Below are 19,271 nucleotides of genomic sequence, written 5' to 3'. Positions count from 1 at the left end.
GCCCTTATTCAACAGATTTCAAGGCGCTGACCATATCAATCCGCTTCAGCTTTCTGGATACAAGCCAGCCTACCAAAAGTGAAATTGCAAAAATTCCTGTGCTGCTGAGCGTATAGGACCACAGTTCTATTTTGGGCTGCATGTCCAAGGTATCCCCCATAAAAAGCAGCATATACGCAACCAGCCCATAGCCGCATGGGATTCCGGCAGCGATGCCCACAATAGAAAGCCAGACCGTCTGCCTGCGCAGCAGCTTAGTCAGCCGTTTATGCTGAAACCCCAAAACCTTTAAAGTTGCCAGCTCACGCATTTTTTCCTGAAACGAAAGCACCCCAAGATTATAAAGAACCACAAGTCCCAAAATAATGGCCGCGCCGATCATAATGAGGATAATAGCATTCATCATCTCAAGCATACTGTTGAGCGATGCCATTAAGTCCTCTCTGGACTGAACTGTCTCATAGGCTTCCCCCCCAAATTTTCCAGCCTCCTCATCGGTTACAAAGGCTGTCGGCTCAAAGCTTTCACCGCTTTTTTCAAAGGCTGTACGGCTCATGTATACCCCCTGTTCTAAAGGTGTCTGTATGATCTTCCTGATCTGTTCTGTATGCCAGTTATGATTTCCATAGCTGCGCCATCTGATCACATCACCAACTGAAAGCCCTTCACTCTCAGCTGTTTTACGCGTCATGACAACCCCGTCTTCTGGCAATAAAAGTGTGTTTCCCTTCGTATCCTGAAAAGTAAAATAAGGTCCTTCATCAAAAACGGACAGAGCAAGTGTATCCTTTCCGCTATTTTTTTCAATCTCTACCACAGCTTCCTGTAAAAACTGATGGTTCTTTTCTTTTTTAAGCTGTTCTATCTGTTCGTCCGTACATTTCTCAGATAAGCTCACCTTGGTCTCATAGGTTTGAAGCGTGCCGTACATGGTATCAGCAAGATTGCTGACAGTATCACGCATTCCCAGGCCGCACAGAATAAGCATCATACAGCCCACAATACCAAATATGGTGATGAATGAACGTAGCTTATTTCTTAGGACATCCCGGATATTCCATTGGCTGTAAAAGCCCAGACGTTTCCAAAAACAGCTTTTCTCTATTGCTGAATGCCGGCTGGTCTTGGGCGCTTTTGGCCGAAGCGTCTCCGCCGCTGCTCCCTTTAACTGTTTGCGGCTCGCCCAGTAACAGCTGCTGCAGCAAATCATGAGGCACAAAAACGCCATGATATAAACCGACGGTGTCACTGCACTGTTCCACCACGGCATTGTATACATTGATTTCTGGAATCCAAAAACCAGCGGCGGAAGAAAAACCGGCCCGGTAAAAACACCGAGTGTACTGCCTGCGCCTCCCACTGAAAGTCCAAATGACAGGTAGTGCAGCGTAATTTTTCTGTTTCGTATTCCCAACGCTTTCAACGTTCCAATCTGGACTCTTTGATCTGCTGTTATCCTGGTCATTGTCGTTAATGTCGTGAGTATGGCAATTATCAGAAAAGCCACTGGATAGACCGAGCCCACAGCTCTCATCTGATCAATCTCATTTCGAAACATTGCGACACTTGGAATATTCTCCTGCATAACAAGCATCACTACTCTGTCAGGAAGGGATTCTGTTATCCGGCTCTCCAGATCATTTTTAGAAAGCCCTCCTGTTTTTATAAGCGCCTGTGTATATGGTACCGGACCAAAGCTCCAGGCCTTTTCTGGCATAAAAGCATAGCCATATCGGGTATGATCCGGAATAATTTCATTATTATTTTTGACAGCGTACAAATATTCAGGCTGCATCACAAGACCTTTTACCTCTTTGGTAAGCACATTGTTTTGGCAGGTAACACTCATCGTGTCGCCTGTTTTTATCTGATGTGCCTTTGCAAACTCACTGTCTAGCCAAATACCATCACTGCTGCTATCAAAAGCTTTTCCCTCCACTAAGTAGCACCCGGATAGGACATCGCTGTTGATAACATTGAGCTGCAAAGTTGTCGCGCTGTCCGATTCATAGGCCGTATCTAACTGCAATCTTTTGGTTATGGTTTCAATCCCAGAAATATTCTTCAGCTGTTCGTAATCCTGGTTTGTAAAAAAACTGCTGTAAACAATGGCATCAGCGAGGTCTGTTTCATCATAATAATCCTGGCTTGATTGCTTCATCCCTTGTCCAATACTGGTCATCCCTGAAAAAATAAAAACACCTAAAAAAATCATTAGAAATATGGCCAGAAATTGAGCCGCGTTGTTTTTCAAATCGCGCAGCATTTTTCGTAGTAGCATTACCACCTCACCTCGCTTACATTTCTCGGCGCAGTATTGAGTGTAATGTCTGCGACACGGCCGTTTTTAATTTGGATTACCTTATCAGCCATCTCTGCAAGCGCTGCGTTATGCGTGACAATGACAACGGTGTGTCCTTTTTCACGGCTCATATTTTGGAGCAGCGTTAAGATCACTATCCCAGTCTCTGAATCCAGGGCTCCCGTAAGTTCATCACACAATAACAGCTTGGGATTTTTGCACAATGCGCGCGCGATCGCTGTCCTCTGCTGTTCTCCGCCAGAAATCTGCGTGGGAAACAGGTGACGGCGCTCCCACAGGCCAACCGATTTTAAAACACCCTCCGGCTCGAGTGCCTTTGAGGTAGCTTCTTTTATCAGCGCAATGTTTTCATAAACGGTTAACGCTGGAATTAAATTATAAAACTGAAACACGAAGCCAATCTCCGACGCTCTGTAATCTGTCAGCTTGCTTTCTTTAAGCGCTGTGATATCCTGTCCGTCAACAAAGAGCTGCCCGCTGGTCGCGGTATCCATCCCTCCCAATAAATTCAGGATTGTGCTTTTTCCTGCACCGCTGGGCCCCAAAATAACGACCAGCTCGCCCTGATTAATCGAAAAGCTGGCTTGATTAACCGCCAGAATTTTTTGATCGCCCATAAAGTATTCTTTTGTTATTTTTTCCAATTCAATAAAGCCCATCTTTTACCTCCAATTTTAATCGTCAATCGTGCGCACGGTAACTGATAGGATAATGTGGTTTGATTATAGGCGAAAAAACAGCCGGTGTAAATGCTGCCGGCGCATATAAAATCATTAGTTAACAAGCGTTCATTTTTGACGGCAAAAAAGACAGCCCTCTCAGACTGTCTTTTTCATTAACGCTTATTGGTCGTTTCATCATCGTGCTGCTTTATAATGTTTATAATGGAATCTCCATAATTTTCACACCGTTTTTTATCCATTCCCTGAACGGTTTCCAGTTCAATCCGGGTTTCAGGCTTCATATTAACAAGCTTTTCAATGGTTTCCCTGTCCAAAACCTCCGCCGCGGTAGTCTGCTCTCTCTGACTTTGTTCTTTGACAAAAGCTATCAGCTTATTTTTAAGGCATTGATCTTCCGGTGAAAATCGAGTAAGATCTGGAACCTTTACCTCGTAGATTTCGGCCGCCCCACCCTTGTAAAATGGCTTATCGGCTTTCCTCTGAAGCGATGACGACGCTGTGCTTTCTCCGGCTGTATAGAGCTTCAACCGATTATAAAGATACTGGATCCGCTCTGGCGTTAAAATAACAGACTGTTCTGCTATCTGGCCGCGCAGCGTTTCAAAGAGCATTTTCCTGTTCAGTACAGGAGATGTTGTTTCCAGATGTACATCGCTTATCCCACAGCGGTTACTAAAAACAACATAGTCAAACACCCACTCTTCCTTAATTTCAGGATAGCGCCTAAGCAGGGCCTGCATATTATATCTGTTTTCATCAAGAGGATTTTTAAACGCTTTTTTATTGCCATCTTCATTTAAAACATACCACTGCCTGTCCTTTTCGCCACCCGTAACATAACCGGACTCATTTATTGAATTAAATAAGTATATTCCCGTTGGGCAGATCAATAAAACATCAATCTCCGCCTGGTTTCCATCTTCCGCAAGAACTGACAGGCGTGATAGAACCTCATTGTTCTCACCTGGAAGCATTAAAAGTATTTGATTCAGAAGCTGGGGAGCTGCTGTTTTAGGATTGATCTCGGCAGCATAGCCAACGTTTGATTTTCGCGGCTTAAATGTACTTTTCATACGCCGGCTTATAAACTTCACCATAACAAATGCAAAAACAACCAGTACCAGCAGATAAAAGCATCCCATCAAAACCTTTAGCATAAATCGCTCCCCCTTTCTTTTTTCTTATTATACTATAACTTCACATATAAAAAACAGGCTGCAATAGGATTTATATTGCAGCCTGTTTCGTCGTGCCCTTAAATTTATCCGGCAGGATATTGTCTTTTCAGGCTCTTAACCTGTTTCTTGTGTTTTCGCTTTGTCCGCCCATTCATGTCTGTAAACTTCTGGAGCTCCTGTTCAAAAAATGCCAGCTCTCGTCCTGAAAACTTATTAAAACTAAAACGGAGCTTCCACTTCATTTTTCTTTTTAGCTCTGTATCTTTTAAAACCCGAACGCTGCGATTTTTGATCCTCACTCTTTTTATTTCGCTGCTGCCGCAAAACACAATGCGTGAATAAACAAACCGTGGATTAATTTCTGGAAACAGACGCAGTAATGCCCTGATATGGCCCTCATTTTGCCACACAGGATTATAGAAAGATACTTTTTTTCCATTGCCCAGGACCTTAATCCATTCATTGTACCGTTCGTCTCCATAAATAATGCCGCGATAATTTTTAATCTCAAAGACAAATATTCCCTTTCGGGTAAGCATAAGAAGATCCGTTTCTGTGGTTCCCTTGCTTGTAGGCAGATAAATATTTCGCAGAATTACACTGCTTCTCGGCGCTATTTGAGTGATAAGCTGGTAAACTTCTGTTTCACCCATTTCGCCAGCTTTATATTTCTTTTTATTTTTTGTATACTGATTAAAGCTTATCACCGCAACAAAAAGCAACACCAATAAAATTAACCACAGCATCTTTTCTCCGCCTTTTTACAGCTTTATTATTTTAAAGGTATCCAGTATATAAGCTATCATAATCGCAATGGTAAAGACAGGCGCGATGTATTTCAGCATAAAAACATAAAGCTTCTCTCTTCTAAACTCGCCTGAAGATTTAAGCTCACTCAGGACAAAATCCGGTTTGATCATCCAACCAACCAAAATACATGTCAGGCAGGAGCCCAAAGGCATCAGAATATAATTCGATGCAAAATCCATAAAGTCGAGAATCTGCAAACCAAAAATTTGAACGCTGTCCCACAGACCAAAACCAAGGCTTGGCGCCATGCCCACAACAAAGCAAAGAAGCGCCACCATAAAAACAGCATTTTTTCTCGGCAGTTTAAACTGATCGCATACGGCGCTGATGATTGCCTCCATTAACGAAATAACTGAGGTGAGCGCCGCAAACAATACTAACGCAAAGAATATTGCACCGATGGCGCCGCCCATGGGCATGGAAGCAAAGACCTTAGGCAGTGTGATAAACATAAGGCCTGGACCCGCGTTCAGCGCACTCGGATCTCCACCCGAAAAAGCGAAAACCGCCGGAACGATCATCATTGCAGCCAGTATTGCAATGCCAGTATCAAAGATCTCGATTTGTCCGACACACTTTTCGATGTTTTCATCCTTTTTCATATATGATCCATAGGTAACCATAATGGCCATCCCCAGAGACATTGAATAAAACATCTGTCCCATGGCGGCCACCACACCCATAATTGAAAACCTCGAAAAATCAGGAATTAAAAGGTATTTAAAGCCGTCGAGCGCACCTGGCAGAGTAAAAGAATAACCGGCCAGAAAAATCGTCAGAAGAACCAGGACAGGCATTAGTATTTTACTGGCTCTTTCAATTCCTCCTTTAACACCGCCGAACAGAATAACAGCTCCGATTAAGATAAAAAGCCCCATCCAGATAATAGGCTCTGCACTTGTACTGATATAATTTGAAAAGAATGTGTCGGTTGCCGCTTCTTTCATCCCACCAGTCGCAAAAACAGCCAGATATTTAATAACCCATCCGCCGATCACACTGTAATACGGTGTAATAATCGCAGCTACGACGACTGCAAAAACACCAATAAAGGCTGACTTTGAGTTTAATTTTTTATAAGCGCCAATGGGGCTCAATCGGGTTTTTCTTCCAATTGCGATCTCCGTTGTCATCAAAGTATAACCAAAAGTCAATGCTAAAATAATATAAACTAAAATAAATGCTCCGCCGCCATATTTCGCGGCGTAATATGGAAAGCGCCATATATTGCCAAGCCCAACTGCTGAACCCGCAGCGGCCAGGACAAAACCAAGCTTTCCTGAAAACTGACTTCTTTTTCGATTCTCCACTAAATCAAAAACGCTCCTCACTCTTAAATTTATGTGCCTCAATTTTTTAAAGGCTGTTTTATTGCCTTTTAGCGCACCAATTTTTTATTATATACGAAAACCACTTTAATGTACAGCAAAAAAGCACACAGTGTACTGCCTGTGTGCTTTCGACCCCAATCACCTTTTATTTAAAATCTCCATTCGCAATAATCCGCAAATAGGTTTTAAGCTGTTCCTGCTGTTCGCTGTTCAAGTCCTTCAGCGCCTCAATATTGACCTCTTCAATAATTTTCAAAACAGGTTCTTCCAGCAGATTTCCTTTTTCCGTCGCGATAACCTGGACTTCTCTGCGATCCTCTACATTGACGATTCGATCAATCAGTCCTTTTTTCTGCATTCTGTCCAAAACCCCCGAAATCGTCGAAGTTTCAAGGCATAAGGTATCTGCGATCTGCTTAGGAGTATTGTAATCCCTGCCCCATAAGCAGTTCAACACCCCATACTGAGAGGGCGTAATATCATAAGGCGCCAACTTTTGACTCAGATATTGAAAAACATTATGCTGGGCTATCGTCAATAAAAAATTTATACAATCTTGTAATTCCATAAAAAATCCTCTATTCTAATTCTTTTGTTACAGAAATATTTACATTTTAAATAATTATATTTTATCCATTATTTTTTGTCAAATGAATTCGCACAAAAACTCCTGATTGGTAAACCATCAGGAGTTTTGGAGCTCTACGTAAAAGTCTGTAATACAGGATTCTTACATCAGGCGTATAGCATTTTATTAATGAAGTGTCCTAAGATTCATTATCTAAACAACTGACCGCTGATAACCAGCTTCTGGATTTCATTAGTTCCTTCGTAAATCTGAGTGATTTTAGCGTCACGCATCATACGTTCTACGTGGTAGTCTTTCATATACCCATTCCCGCCCAACATCTGCACAGCTTCTGTGGTTACATGCATTGCGGCATCGGTACAGAGTAGTTTTGCTTTTGCGGCTGATAAAGTATAAGGTCTTCCCTCTGATTTATCCAATGCTGCTTTGTATAGCATTAGTCGCTCCTGCTCAATCTGGCACTCCAGCTCGACCATTTTAAAAGCAAGGTACTGGTTCTTATACAATGGTTTGCCAAACTGCTCGCGCTGCATTAAATATTTCCTGGCGATTTCAAAGGCACCTTCTGCTAGATCCAGTCCCTGTGCAGCAACCCCAATACGCCCCCCCGTCAAGGGTTTTCATGGCTACCTTAAACCCTTGTCCTTCTTCACCCATCAGGTTTTCTGCCGGAATTTTACAATTATCGAAGATGAGCTCAGACACCTGTGCCGCACGAATCCCCATTTTATTTTCAATTTTGCCAATTGAAAAGCCCGTAGTACCTTTTTTAACTAAGAAACAGGATAATCCTTTAGCTTTCTTTTTTGGCTGAGTTAAAGCATAAACTGCAAAATAATCTGCCAAAGGCCCATTTGTATTAAAGCACTTAGCACCATTTAAAATGTAGTGGTCTCCTTCTCTGGCTGCGGCGGTGATACATCCGCCGGCATCTGAGCCAGCATTCGGTTCTGTTAGGCCAAATGCCCCAAAACTTTGTCCCGATAATACTGGCGGTAAACATTCTCTTTTCTGCGCTTCCGAAGCAGCGTTAGATATGCTCCCACCATAGAGAGAGGTTGATACTGAGTAAGAAATAGCAAACGATCCGTCAACTTTGGCAATTTCTTCAATGGCAATGGCATAATCAAGATAATCTCCGCCCTGTCCGCCGTATTCTTTTGGATAAGGAAGGCCAATCAGCCCCATTTCACCCATTTTTTTATAAGCGTCAACCGGAAAAGTACTTTTCTCGTCTCTTTCTCAGACACCTGGCAATAATTCTTTTTCCGCAAATTCACGTACAGCCTTCTGTAATGCCAATCTTTTATCATCTAACTGAAAATCTATTTAAAAACTCCTTTATATATATTTTAATATTTAAAAACTTTTTAATTACTTTTTATTCCCATTAACTCGTCCCGGAAAACCCTCCAATCCATGAGCGCCGGCTCTCCATCCATTTTAGGTACAAAGTTTATTTGATCAAGGACATCTTTTTGCATGTCAATCCCCGGGGCAATTTCAATGAGATATACACCGTCTTTTCTCAGTTCGAAAACAGCGCGCTCAGTAATATACATAACCGGCTGGCCAGTTTTATTAGCATAATCTCCACTGAAGGTAATCTGCTCTACCTTTGTTATGAATTTCTTAGATTTTCCTTCCTGAATAATTTTGATTTTTCCCTCTTTAATCTCGGTCTTTAGCCCTCCAACGATAAAAGTACCACAGAAGTAAACCTTCTTTGCGTTTTGTGTGATATTGATAAATCCACCACACCCTGCAATTCTTGGTTCAAATTTGGACACGTTAATATTTCCTTTTTCATCTGCCTGAGCCAGTCCTAAAAATACCAAGTCGACTCCACCACCATCATAAAACTCAAACTGATAAGCCTGATCCAAAATGCACTCTGGATTGAGTGCTGCGCCAAACTGTGATCCCCCCCCTGTGGAACGCCGCCAATCGGACCGGCCTCAACAGTCAACGTCATATAATCGCCAATTCCTTCTTCATTTGCGACACGAGAAATATACTCAGGTATACCAATTCCGAGATTAACTACACTGTCTTCCCTAAGCTCGAGCGCGGCCCGTCTTCCGATAATCTTTTTGGTACACATACAGTCTGCTTTTGTATCATCAGGCGGTGACTGTGTTGTACCTGTCAGTGAGGCATCAAAAGAATGTCCGAAACACTGCTGATGATCCCCTTCTTCCGCAACACCGACAGCGTCAACATAAATTCCGGGAATTTTTACCAACCTTGGATCAAGGCTGCCACCCTATACAATTTTTTCGACCTGTACCACTACCTTTCCGCCGCTGTTTTTAGCCGCTTGAGCAATGGAAGTTCCCCCAAGAGAAGCGACCTCATTTTCAACCGTAATATTTTCATATTCATCGGCATAGCTTCCTCTTAAAAAAGCAACATTGACCGGAAATGCCTTGTAAAGTAATTTTTCCTGGCCATTAATATCAATCAACTCAACAATGTCATCTTTGGTGATCTCATTTAGTCCCCCCCCTGATTTCTGGGATCGACAAAGGTATTTAAACCGACATGCTAATTGTTCCGACACGATTTCCCGCAATATCTCTGCAAAGCTGAGAGATGGTTCCCTGCGGCAGATTATAACCTTCTATTTTATTATCAATTACCATTGTTCCAAGCTGAGGAACCATATTCCAGTGAACGACGATAACACGTTTTACCATTCTCTCATGGGCAAAGTGATCCGCACCACTGCCATCCCTGTTGCACTGGACTGCCGCGTAAATCAAGGTCAGATTTTCAGGATCCCCAGTTTCCAAAAAGCATTTTTCCAATGCTTTTGTCAGTGTTTCAGGACAGCAACTCCCCACAAAGCCTCCAGTAACAATGATTTGATTGTTTTGAACCAAATCCGCTGCTTGTTTGGGTGTTAAAACAGGTATATGTTTCATTTCATCACCCTAAAAATCCTTTAAATCAGCTTTTCTTTTTTCCAGAAATGAACTCATACCTTCTTTTTTATCATTTGTGGAGAATGCCAGATCAAAAAGATCTGATTCAAATCTGCAACCTGAAGCCAGATCAACATCCATACCGGTATTTATAGCCGATTTTGCCAGCGCTACTGCATAGCTTGCTTTGCTGATAATTTTTTTGCCATTTTCAAGCAGCTGCTCATAAGCTCATTCTTTGGGACAACTTTATTTGCCAGACCAATCCGATAAGCTTCCTGTGCATCAATTTGATCTGTTGTAAAAATCAGTTCTTTTGCTCTCCCCTTTCCTACAAGTCTCGGTAAACGCTGAGTTCCTCCAAAACCAGGAAGTATTCCAAGATTTACCTCTGGCTGAGCAAACTTTGCATTATCAGCCGCAATGCGAATATCGCAGGCCATAGATAATTCATGGCCTCCCCCTAAAGCGTAGCCATTAACCGCTGCGATTGTCACCTGTGGAATATTTTCAAGCTTCGCAAATGCTTCATGGGCCAGCAGACACATCTGCCGTCCTTCTGCCGGAGTACCATTCACCATTTCTGCAATATCTGCACCTTCTACAAAAGCTTTCTCGCCAGATCCGGTTACGATTACAGCTTTAATGTCTTTACATTCCTCGATTTTGCCTACAAGCTACTTTAATTCTGAAAGTGTTTCACTGTTCAGAGCATTGAGCGCTTTCGGACGATTAATTGTAATCACACCAATTTCATTTTCCACATTAAATAATAAATTGTTCATTTTAGAACGCCCTAAAAATCCATTTTATATAAAAATCTTGGATGTACATATTTTGTACAAAAATAGATAGCACGCAATCTATATAGGTTATAAAAAACCATCTCTCGACGTTTCTTTATAAAAAATATCTTGTATACAAATTACTTGTTGGCTATAATATACATCCACACTCTTTTCTGTCAAGAGCTTTTCAAAATTTTTGAAATTTCTAAAAAAATACCACCATCAATACATTGGGAGACCATTGATGGTGGAGAGAGGGGACTTGTAAGAGAATAAATCCTATACGTTTTATATTTTACACTGTATTCTAAAAAAAAGATATACGTAAAAAGTGCAAATTTCATTATTTTTATAAACTTATTCTTATTTTCTGCATAAAACGCTTTTTTTAAAATTTCTCTTTTCTTCGCTCGTTACCGTTTGTCCGAAAATAGATTAACAAAATCAACAAGATCACAACCATTGTTAAAACAAAAAGAAAAACAATCAATGAATAGCTAACTTGATGTGGATCAGCCGCTAAATTGATCAATAATAAAAAAAACATTGTAATTGCTACTTTTAAAGCAATCCTCATTCTTTCTTTCATGTCATTGCCCTTTATACATATTAATTCCTGTCTTTATTTTATATTATTTTTTTTAAAAAAGATATACGTAAAAAGTGCAAGTTTCAAAATCTCATTGCTTATTTTTTAAAATAGCTTTATAATATAAGTAACGAAAATTAATAATTAAAGGAGAAAAAAGTGGAAGCTACAATGAACTATGACGTATGGGATATTGTTCAATCAATTAAAAAAAATGAAACCAAACTCGATGACTGGAAAGAAAAATTATCTCCAGAAACCTTTAAAGAAATTGCCGATAGTTTCAAACTAAATCTGGAAAATGCTTCTTGGTAAAACAGAATTAGTATAATGAAATTTGATAACGATACTCATATCAAAGAAAATATCTCTTATTTAAAAGAGATATTTTTTAATAAGTTAAAAGGCTCTTTTAGTTGGGGAAAGTTCAGCCTCTATTTAAATGCAATATCAAAGAATACAGATATCACAGCATTAGTTCAAAAGGATTATGACTTCGCTTTAAAAATCGAGGCGTTTATCATTGCAACTGATTGTCTGGATGATTTGATGGACGGCGACAACCCTAGTTTTAATGCACTTGCTGATCCTGTCTGCTTTACACGTAAATTTATAAACTACAGCCTTCGCTCAATTTATGATTGTCTGGATTCTCTAAAGACTAAAGAGCTTTTTACACATACGCTCAGAAAATCGTTATCCGCGCAGGAAAAGGATATAAAAAATAAGCTGACCTTGAATTCCTCGGAGATGGATTATTTTACCAGTGGTATTGACCGCTCCGTTTATCTTCTATATGCCATTGTTCAGATCTCTGCAAAAAAGAAACAAAAGGATCTTTTTGCTTTTTCCTATTTTTTTGCTGCGTCAAATCAGCTAAAAAATGATCTGGCAAACATCATTTCAGATTCCGGCTCTGACCTTTGGGATAGAAAAGCAACGCTTCCAGTCATTAAGGGGCTTGAAGCCGCCAGACATAGTGAACCAAAAATTTTTCGTTACTTTATAAATTATTTTGTGCACAGTGATCTCAGCTATTTTGATCATATTCGAAAATTTATTTGTGACTCTGGTGCGATTGAGTACTGCCAGTATGTTTCAAACCAATGTAAAAAGGAGTCTTATCGATGCCTAAATAAATCCTTTCCAAATTCTGAAAGCGTTATTGAACAATTTTATCATTATATAAGCTAAATTTAAAGGATTCATTATGATGACCTATAAAAAACACTTGTTTATTATACTCTATTTGATATTGTCCCTGCTTATCTATATTTATGGCCTGTTAAATTATAAGGTGCTTTTCCTTCCGATAATCGTCAGCAATTTAACCTTTATATTAAATTTATTGATTGTCTATTGTTTATTAAACACAAAAAATAACCTGTCCATCGCTTTGTTTATTCTTTTACTCGCTGTAATTAATTGGATTCTAATTTTATTGATGTTTGCAGACCTTAACTATGCTTATGCAGCGGATCTATTAATGTTCTATTTTTCATTTTTTCTTCTGATTTTTTTCCTGAGCCTGGCTGAACCTCGTTTTTGGAAAAGATACAAACTTTATATCCTTTTTCAACTATTTTTAGATACATGTACTTATATTGTTTATATGAATATTTCTGATATCATTTTGGCTAAAGCTGTTCTGTTTTTTACTAACGTCCTCTCTGCCTTATACATTTGTTTTTATGTATACTACCGATATTATCATTCTCACTATATCACCAAAACGGTAAGGCTGATCGTTTTTGGCATTTTGGGCTCCTTTCTGCCCTATTTACTTCTTACCTTTTTGCCGCGTTTTATTTTGCCAGCTTTTAGCCCTCCATCCTTTGGTGACTGGACACTTTACTTTCTACTTGTCCTGCCGCTTATTTTCACTCATGTTTTAATTAAGCAAAACTTACAGATTCGGGATCGATGGAATATAAATCCTTTCACTAATTTCTGGATTTTATGCTTTTCGTTTTTATGTATTGACCTGACATTATTTTTTATCTTTCAGCCAAAGTATACGGAGTTGTTTATTTTTAATAATGTTATGCTTGTCTTTATTATACTTTATGACCTCTCCTTTTCCGTCTACTTGTTCTATCGCCAAAAAAAACTTGGAGAAATTCTTCAGAATTTTGAGCAGGAAAAGATAGATATTACCAAACAGCTCCTTTCTTATGACCAGCTTGAAAAAACAGGGACTCTTGTAAGTGAAATTCTTAAAACAGGAGTGGCTTTTGAAGGCATTGCTATTATTTGGCTAAAGGAGGAGAATAATCCGATTTTTTTAAGTAAAGAAGGCAGTCTCTCAAATTTCAGCTTATCGAGTATTAAAAAAGAAAATTTGGTTAATGAATCACCAAAGCTCTTTATTGATCGTGAATTAAATTGTATCAGCATACCTTTAGTCAGACTCCAGAAAAAAGTTGGACTCATTATTTTATCCCGCCCTTCTTTCTCTGCCTTTGACCAAAAAGAAATGCTGACACTTCAGAGCTATTCACAGACCATCACGGATATCCTCGTGACCAGTATCTGGATGTCTGAAAAACAAAATCATAATATTCTGTCTAGCTTTGCTGCCTCTGAACGTTTGGCCTATCTTGAAAGCCTTGATTTGGCAGAAAAAGATAAAAAAAACCTTTCATCCTATTTACACGATGACATATTACAGGATGTTCTCAGCATAAAAAATCTTTCCTCTACCTTGGATGGGCCAGAGGAAACCCTTAATCTCATTGATGAAATTTTAAGTAAAATCAGTTTATCGCTCCGGCAGCAGATGCTCGAGCTTTACCCTTCTTTTTTAACCGTTACGCCATTAGACGACAGTATGATTAATCTTGTCGGCAAATTAAACCAAAGCTATGGGCAGGCCATTGCCGTTGATTTACAGCTTCCCGAGGATAGCGACATCACCATTGATGAAAAATTTATGGTCTACCGCATATTGAAGGAGCTGGTTACAAATGTGTTCAAGCATGCCAAAGCAAAAAATATATGGATATCACTGATAGAAAGTCATGAAAACAATCATTTCTGTCTGACAATTGAAGATGACGGCGTCGGTGTTGATACTGAGCATTTTTCATTTACAGACATTGCCCAGAACCACCTGGGCCTTGTAAAAATAAAACAGGAAATTACCTTTCTCGGTGGGAGTTTCCAAACTAAGGGAGCCCTCAATCAGGGTTTCTGTATCAAAATGACTTTTCCCAGAAAAAAACAGGAGGATAAAATTTAATGAAGCTCTTATTAGTTGATGATCACGATCTTTTTGCCACAAGTCTAAAGGTTGTTTTAGAACGTTTTGAAGATATTGAGGAAGTAGCTATTTTGAAAACTCCTGACTCTCTGTGGCCTTTTTTGGCAACAGAAGTGTTTTCCCTGGTTATGTTGGATATCCATCTTGGCAGCGTCAATGGTCTGGACATTGGACGACAGGTTAAGGAACGCTATCCTAAAATTCCTATTGTTTTTTTAACAGGCTTTGATTTGGCTGAATACCAATATCAGGCCAATGAAATAGGGGCGAACGGTTTTTTTAATAAAAGCATTGCCCCCAGAGAGCTCTACGCTGCTCTGAAAAAAATTGTCAACGCTGAGCCTCTGGAACAGGAAAAGCAGATACCTGCCCGTCCAAAACATGGGTACCTGTCACCAAAAGAAATTCAAACCCTGGTATTCGTCAGCCAGGGGCTCAACCGAAGTGAAATTTCCGAAAAACTGTCCGTCAGCAAACGAACCGTAGAAACCCTGATGCAGCATATTTACAAAAAACTAGGTGTTCAAAATGCTTCCTCAGCTGTTGTTGAGGGCATTAAGCTTGGTATAATCCAAATTTTACCTGAAGAAGAATAAAATAAAAGCAGTGCCATCACCAATGGACACTGCTTTATCTTTTTATATGGCAAAATTTATTAACAAAGGGGTAAGGTAGCTTTCGATCAGCGCTGCAATAATCAGTAGTGGAACAATGATCAGCAAATAAGTTCTCAGCACGTTAATAAGCTCATCCTTAAGCCGGATACCTGAATTGGATTTACAGACAATGATACACAATGTCTTGCAAATATAAAACCCCAAAGAAATTCCTAAAAACAGAGCTGTTAGCTCAAAAATACCATGCGGTAGAATTCCAAATATAATCATCTTTCCAACGGAGGCAGCTCCCGTCATTTTTATCATTGCAAAAACAACGGACAGTGAACCTGCGTTAACAAGCATAACCCATACCGGAAGGAATAAAAAAGGCATAAAGCCCAGCAGTATCGATATGGTTGTAGCCTGGAGATTATTAAAAAACAGACCGCCAGATGAAATACGGCCATCTGCGCCTAATATATCCTTACTTAAAATAGCTTCTGTAAATTGCTTGAACAGCGCTACCACCATTTCCTGATGTTCCAGCAACACAAAATAAAGCAGGACACTGACCCCTAAAAATACAAATGACAGAATAATAAAAATCCAAAGGATTTTTGATCTCAAAAATTTCCCGACCTGAAAATATTGCTCTTTAATAAAATTCATCGGTTTTCTCCTCGTGACTATATTAATTCCATTATACTTGCATTTTCTTCAAAGCGCAATTATTTTAAAATAATAAAAGCACCCCCATCGAGGTGCTTCATTTAAGCTTCTACAATCCTCAAATTATAAATTCCATGATAGACATCACCTGTTTTATCTAAATGTAAAAAGCCTGCTGTTTTTTCTCCCAGCACATTTTTAAAACTACATTTAATATCAACATCCTTCGCCGATGTCAGTGGAATATACAGGTCGATTCCAATCGTATTATGCGGAGGTATGAGTAACGCATGATCCATGCCCTTTGTACCCTTTATCTCTTCATTTAATGCTTCCAGCCCAATGCTGATAACAGGCAAATCACTTTCATTTTTAAGATGGCACGGAATTTTTACCCAATCTGTTTTTTTATTAATCGGAATTACCAGCTGTTTATGATGCTCTAGATCTCCTGGCATTGGAAGGCTCTCAACCTTTTTTCCATTTTGGGGATACAATGTAATAAAAGATAGCTTCGCAACATCAATCGGTTCTTTTTCATTCTTTTTTCCAGCGCCATATCCTCTGTTAACATAAAACGCACTGAACGCCAATGTCAGTGTTCCGGCATAAATTAAGAGGCCTGTAAAGATCATAACCCACTGATTGACATTATATGCATTGAACCAGGCATTTCTTATATCGCCACAGAGAATAAAAACAAATGCTAAAATAAAGGGCAAAACCGCCATAAGAATCAGCATCCGAAACAAAAATCGGTTTTCATCCTCTTTTCTAAATTTAAAAAAGAAATATCCCCCAGCTAAAATAAACGGAAGCATTAACACTAAAAGATTCTGTATACCAAAACCGACCAACAGAATCAATACGCAAATAACAGCATAGAGTCTACTGAACCATTCTTCTTCATAAAGATTTTTCATTCTATATACAAACGCTCCTTCAGAACTTTTTCTCTATTTTAGCATACTTGGTTTAATCTGTCTGAAAAAACAAAAAGAATTTAATATTTAAGCGTTTTCCGTTTTATTCTATGAATTGTTTTATCAATGCAATCAGACTATTCTCACATTCTTCGATGGTAAAACTTTCCATTTTCAAATGCTCAAAATATGTAGCAGACCGGGCGCAGGTGATAACATCTGCTTTTTTAAGCAGTTTTCTAAAAACAGACATTTCGCTGGGTGAAGCAATAAAATTCTCCTGCCTCATAAAATAATCAAGATCAATATCTAAAATTAGAAACAGATGTGCCTGATTGCTTAAGAATGATAAATCAAATCCTGCTGCACTAAACATTTCATTTTTTAATGTCCCAAACTTTTCCTCAGGCACCAGATAATGATTTCCCGTCGTATAACAATGTTTTTCCATACAATTAATCATATGATAATCTATAAGATACCCCAATTCCATAGCTGCATTGATATGCTCATCATTTCGCATTAAGGGCATCTTTTCAGCCAGAGTATTTAAATTCAACGGATCAATGGTTCCCAAAATTTTTTTCTGAAATAAAGAAAACAGTTTTTCTTCTCTTTCCGGATCAACGGCCACTGCTTTTTGATAAGCATACAGCCAAAAAGGGGGATTGGTGTCAGGATGGTAATCAATACTGACTAATATGCCGGGAATACCACGCTTTAGCGCTTCTCTGGCCCATATCAGCAAAGCATATTGATGATTGTCCACAATAAAAATTTTCTTTTCACGAAAAGGAATAATCCGCAAATTTTGTTCTTTTAAAAGCTTATCAACCATAATTTTCTTCCATGTATTGGTTTAAAAGTGTCAGGACTTCTTCTTTTGTACATACCTTAAAAATTTCATTTCTCAGATTGGTCGCGTTCTTCAGACCTTTTGTATAAGCGGCCAAATGCTTTCGCATTTCCTTAATGGCCGCTTCGGGCCGCTTCATCATATCAACCAGTTCAACGTGTTTAATGGCGGTCTGAATCCTTTCTTCCGGGGTGGGCATCGGCAATGTCTCACCTGTAGAAAGCCGATAATTAATTTCACGAAAAATAAACGGATTGCCGACCGAGGCCCGGCCAACCATCACAGCATCACAGCCAATCGTTTCAAAGGCCTCGACAGCCTTTTCACCACTGTCTACATCGCCATTTAAAATAATAGGAATTTTGCTGTTTTTTTTGACTTCACCGATAATTTTCCAGTCTGCTTTTCCTGAATAAAAAGCTTCACGCGTTCTGCCGTGGATGGTATGAGCATCGGCTCCTGCTTCCTCAATAATTTCAGCCACTTCTCTTACATTAACGTTCTGAGCATCCCAGCCGATACGTGTTTTAATAATAACAGGCTTTTTACTTGCTTTTTTTATGGCTCGGACAACCTCTCCAAGACGTTTTGGGTTTCGCATCAATGCTGAACCTTCGCCATTTTTAACAATCTTGGGCGCCGGACAACCAGCGTTAAAATCCAAAAATGCAAATGCGGTGGGATTAATATATTTTTCCACAACTTCGCTTAATATTTCAGGCTCTGACCCGAAAAGCTGAATTCCTGCCGGCGTTTCCTGATCACAGGTAAGCATTAACTCCGCTGTCTTTTTGTCCTTATAATAAAGTCCCTTGCCGCTGATCATTTCACTGAAAACAACGCCTGCCCCGTATTTCTTAGCAATCAAACGAAATGGCAGGTTAGTATAACCTGCCATCGGTGCTAGAAATATACGACTCTTTATTTCTATATTTCCTATTTTAAACATCTATCTTCCTCTGGATGTCTTTATGTTTTTATCATGAATTATCTTAAGGCCTTTTAATGAAAGCTGAGGATCAAATATATCAATGGCTCTTGTCTCCTCATGGAACATTCTTCCATAGCCTCCTGTTGCAACTACCTTAATACCCTTTGTCCCTATTTCTTCAATCATCCTTGAGACAATATACTCAACCTGGCCAATATAACCATAAACTAAACCGGCCTGCATGCTGGTAACAGTATCCTTCCCCAATATCGAGGCAGGTTTTTCAATTGCAATATTGGGAAGCTGAGCGGCATTCCTGAAAAGTGCCTCGGCCGAAATCTGTATACCAGGTGAAGTGACCTTAGCGACAAACGCGCCGTTTTTATCGACATAATCATAGGTGGTCGCTGTTCCAAAATCCAGTACAATGACTGGTCCGCCATATAGATTGTACGCAGCTACAGCATCGATAATCCGGTCTGCGCCCACTTCTGCCGGATCGCTGGTTTGAATGGGCATCCCTGTTTTTATCCCTGGACCCACCACAAGAGGCTCAACGCCAAATAGTTTTTTTATCCCATTATTGAGAGAATACATAATATTGGGGACTACAGAAGCTGCTATCACGCTTTCAACTTCATGGTAATCCAGATGATCATTTTCAAAAAATCCCTGAAACATTACTGCATATTCATCAGAGGTCCTGGGCGTTTTTGAAACAAATCGCCAGGAGCAGAGGATTTCGTCGTCTTTAAAGACCCCGATTTCTGTATTTGTGTTTCCTACATCAATGACTAAAATCATGCGCTATTC

15 protein-coding genes and 3 pseudogenes are annotated in these 19,271 nt (G+C 39.6%); 4 read left to right on the top strand and 14 right to left on the bottom strand.

The annotated features are described in order from the left end of the window. Nucleotides 1-4 precede the first annotated feature (4 nt). The 9 genes and pseudogenes from DW091_RS15805 to DW091_RS15765 form a co-directional block, all read right to left on the bottom strand. Nucleotides 5-2,281 (bottom strand): FtsX-like permease family protein, encoded by a 2,277-nt coding sequence (locus tag DW091_RS15805; protein ID WP_118518642.1) that lies wholly within the window; start codon nucleotides 2,279-2,281, stop codon nucleotides 5-7. Beyond that, entirely contained in the window at nucleotides 2,281-2,982 is a 702-nt protein-coding gene (locus DW091_RS15800) for an ABC transporter ATP-binding protein (RefSeq protein WP_118518641.1), read from the bottom strand. Before DW091_RS15800 ends, DW091_RS15805 begins: the two co-directional genes overlap by 1 nt. 176 nt (nucleotides 2,983-3,158) lie before the next feature. Then, entirely contained in the window at nucleotides 3,159-4,163 is a 1,005-nt protein-coding gene (locus DW091_RS15795) for an NERD domain-containing protein (RefSeq protein ID WP_118518640.1), read from the bottom strand. Nucleotides 4,164-4,267: 104 nt separating this feature from the next. Next, complete coding sequence (locus tag DW091_RS15790; protein ID WP_158501296.1) at nucleotides 4,268-4,837, bottom strand: nuclease-related domain-containing protein; 570 nt, start codon at nucleotides 4,835-4,837, stop codon at nucleotides 4,268-4,270. Nucleotides 4,838-4,945: 108 nt separating this feature from the next. Beyond that, entirely contained in the window at nucleotides 4,946-6,304 is a 1,359-nt protein-coding gene (locus DW091_RS15785; protein WP_058693594.1) for a sodium-dependent transporter, read from the bottom strand. A 166-nt stretch (nucleotides 6,305-6,470) separates the two neighbouring features. Beyond that, nucleotides 6,471-6,893 carry a MarR family transcriptional regulator gene (locus DW091_RS15780; protein WP_058693593.1) on the bottom strand — a complete coding sequence of 141 codons (423 nt, stop codon included), beginning with the start codon at nucleotides 6,891-6,893 and terminating at the stop codon, nucleotides 6,471-6,473. 209 nt (nucleotides 6,894-7,102) lie between these two features. Further along, nucleotides 7,103-8,243, bottom strand: a pseudogene (locus DW091_RS15775) (acyl-CoA dehydrogenase family protein). A 41-nt stretch (nucleotides 8,244-8,284) separates the two neighbouring features. Continuing rightward, a pseudogene (locus DW091_RS15770) lies at nucleotides 8,285-9,841 on the bottom strand (CoA-transferase). Nucleotides 9,842-9,850: 9 nt separating this feature from the next. Then, nucleotides 9,851-10,626, bottom strand: a pseudogene (locus tag DW091_RS15765) (enoyl-CoA hydratase-related protein). 751 nt (nucleotides 10,627-11,377) lie between these two features. On the opposite strand from DW091_RS15765, the gene DW091_RS15755 reads away from it, so the two are divergent. The 4 genes from DW091_RS15755 to DW091_RS15740 are packed head-to-tail and all read left to right on the top strand — an operon-like array spanning nucleotide 11,378 to nucleotide 15,076. Beyond that, nucleotides 11,378-11,533 (top strand): hypothetical protein, encoded by a 156-nt coding sequence (locus DW091_RS15755; RefSeq protein ID WP_118518637.1) that lies wholly within the window; start codon nucleotides 11,378-11,380, stop codon nucleotides 11,531-11,533. Between the two features lie 15 nt (nucleotides 11,534-11,548). Continuing rightward, complete coding sequence (locus DW091_RS15750; RefSeq protein WP_118518636.1) at nucleotides 11,549-12,412, top strand: hypothetical protein; 864 nt, start codon at nucleotides 11,549-11,551, stop codon at nucleotides 12,410-12,412. A gap of 16 nt (nucleotides 12,413-12,428) precedes the next feature. Further along, nucleotides 12,429-14,459 carry an ATP-binding protein gene (locus DW091_RS15745; RefSeq protein WP_082669209.1) on the top strand — a complete coding sequence of 677 codons (2,031 nt, stop codon included), beginning with the start codon at nucleotides 12,429-12,431 and terminating at the stop codon, nucleotides 14,457-14,459. Continuing rightward, complete coding sequence (locus tag DW091_RS15740; protein WP_058693590.1) at nucleotides 14,459-15,076, top strand: response regulator transcription factor; 618 nt, start codon at nucleotides 14,459-14,461, stop codon at nucleotides 15,074-15,076. The genes DW091_RS15745 and DW091_RS15740 overlap by 1 nt, the downstream gene beginning before the upstream one ends. A gap of 42 nt (nucleotides 15,077-15,118) precedes the next feature. On the opposite strand, the gene DW091_RS15735 is transcribed toward DW091_RS15740, so the two are convergent. From DW091_RS15735 to DW091_RS15715, 5 genes are all read right to left on the bottom strand, one after another. After that, nucleotides 15,119-15,748, bottom strand: a complete 630-nt coding sequence (locus DW091_RS15735; RefSeq protein ID WP_074617493.1) for a stage II sporulation protein M — start codon at nucleotides 15,746-15,748, stop codon at nucleotides 15,119-15,121. Nucleotides 15,749-15,849: 101 nt separating this feature from the next. Continuing rightward, nucleotides 15,850-16,671, bottom strand: coding sequence for a hypothetical protein (locus DW091_RS15730; RefSeq protein WP_096920249.1), 822 nt, complete (start codon nucleotides 16,669-16,671; stop codon nucleotides 15,850-15,852). 103 nt (nucleotides 16,672-16,774) lie between these two features. Next, nucleotides 16,775-17,509, bottom strand: a complete 735-nt coding sequence (locus tag DW091_RS15725) for a UPF0489 family protein (RefSeq protein ID WP_096920250.1) — start codon at nucleotides 17,507-17,509, stop codon at nucleotides 16,775-16,777. Continuing rightward, nucleotides 17,502-18,476: a tRNA dihydrouridine synthase DusB gene (gene dusB, locus DW091_RS15720; RefSeq protein WP_118518635.1), complete on the bottom strand. Its 975-nt coding sequence runs from the start codon at nucleotides 18,474-18,476 to the stop codon at nucleotides 17,502-17,504. The genes DW091_RS15725 and dusB overlap by 8 nt, the downstream gene beginning before the upstream one ends. Continuing rightward, nucleotides 18,477-19,262, bottom strand: a complete 786-nt coding sequence (locus tag DW091_RS15715) for a type III pantothenate kinase (protein ID WP_058693585.1) — start codon at nucleotides 19,260-19,262, stop codon at nucleotides 18,477-18,479. Nucleotides 19,263-19,271: the final 9 nt, after the last annotated feature.

The organism is Eubacterium sp. AM05-23 (assembly GCF_003477535.1).
Classification (GTDB): domain Bacteria; phylum Bacillota; class Clostridia; order Eubacteriales; family Eubacteriaceae; genus Eubacterium; species Eubacterium maltosivorans.
The sequence above is the reverse complement of the archived record's forward strand: the minus strand, read 5'-3'. Positions and strand labels throughout refer to the sequence as shown.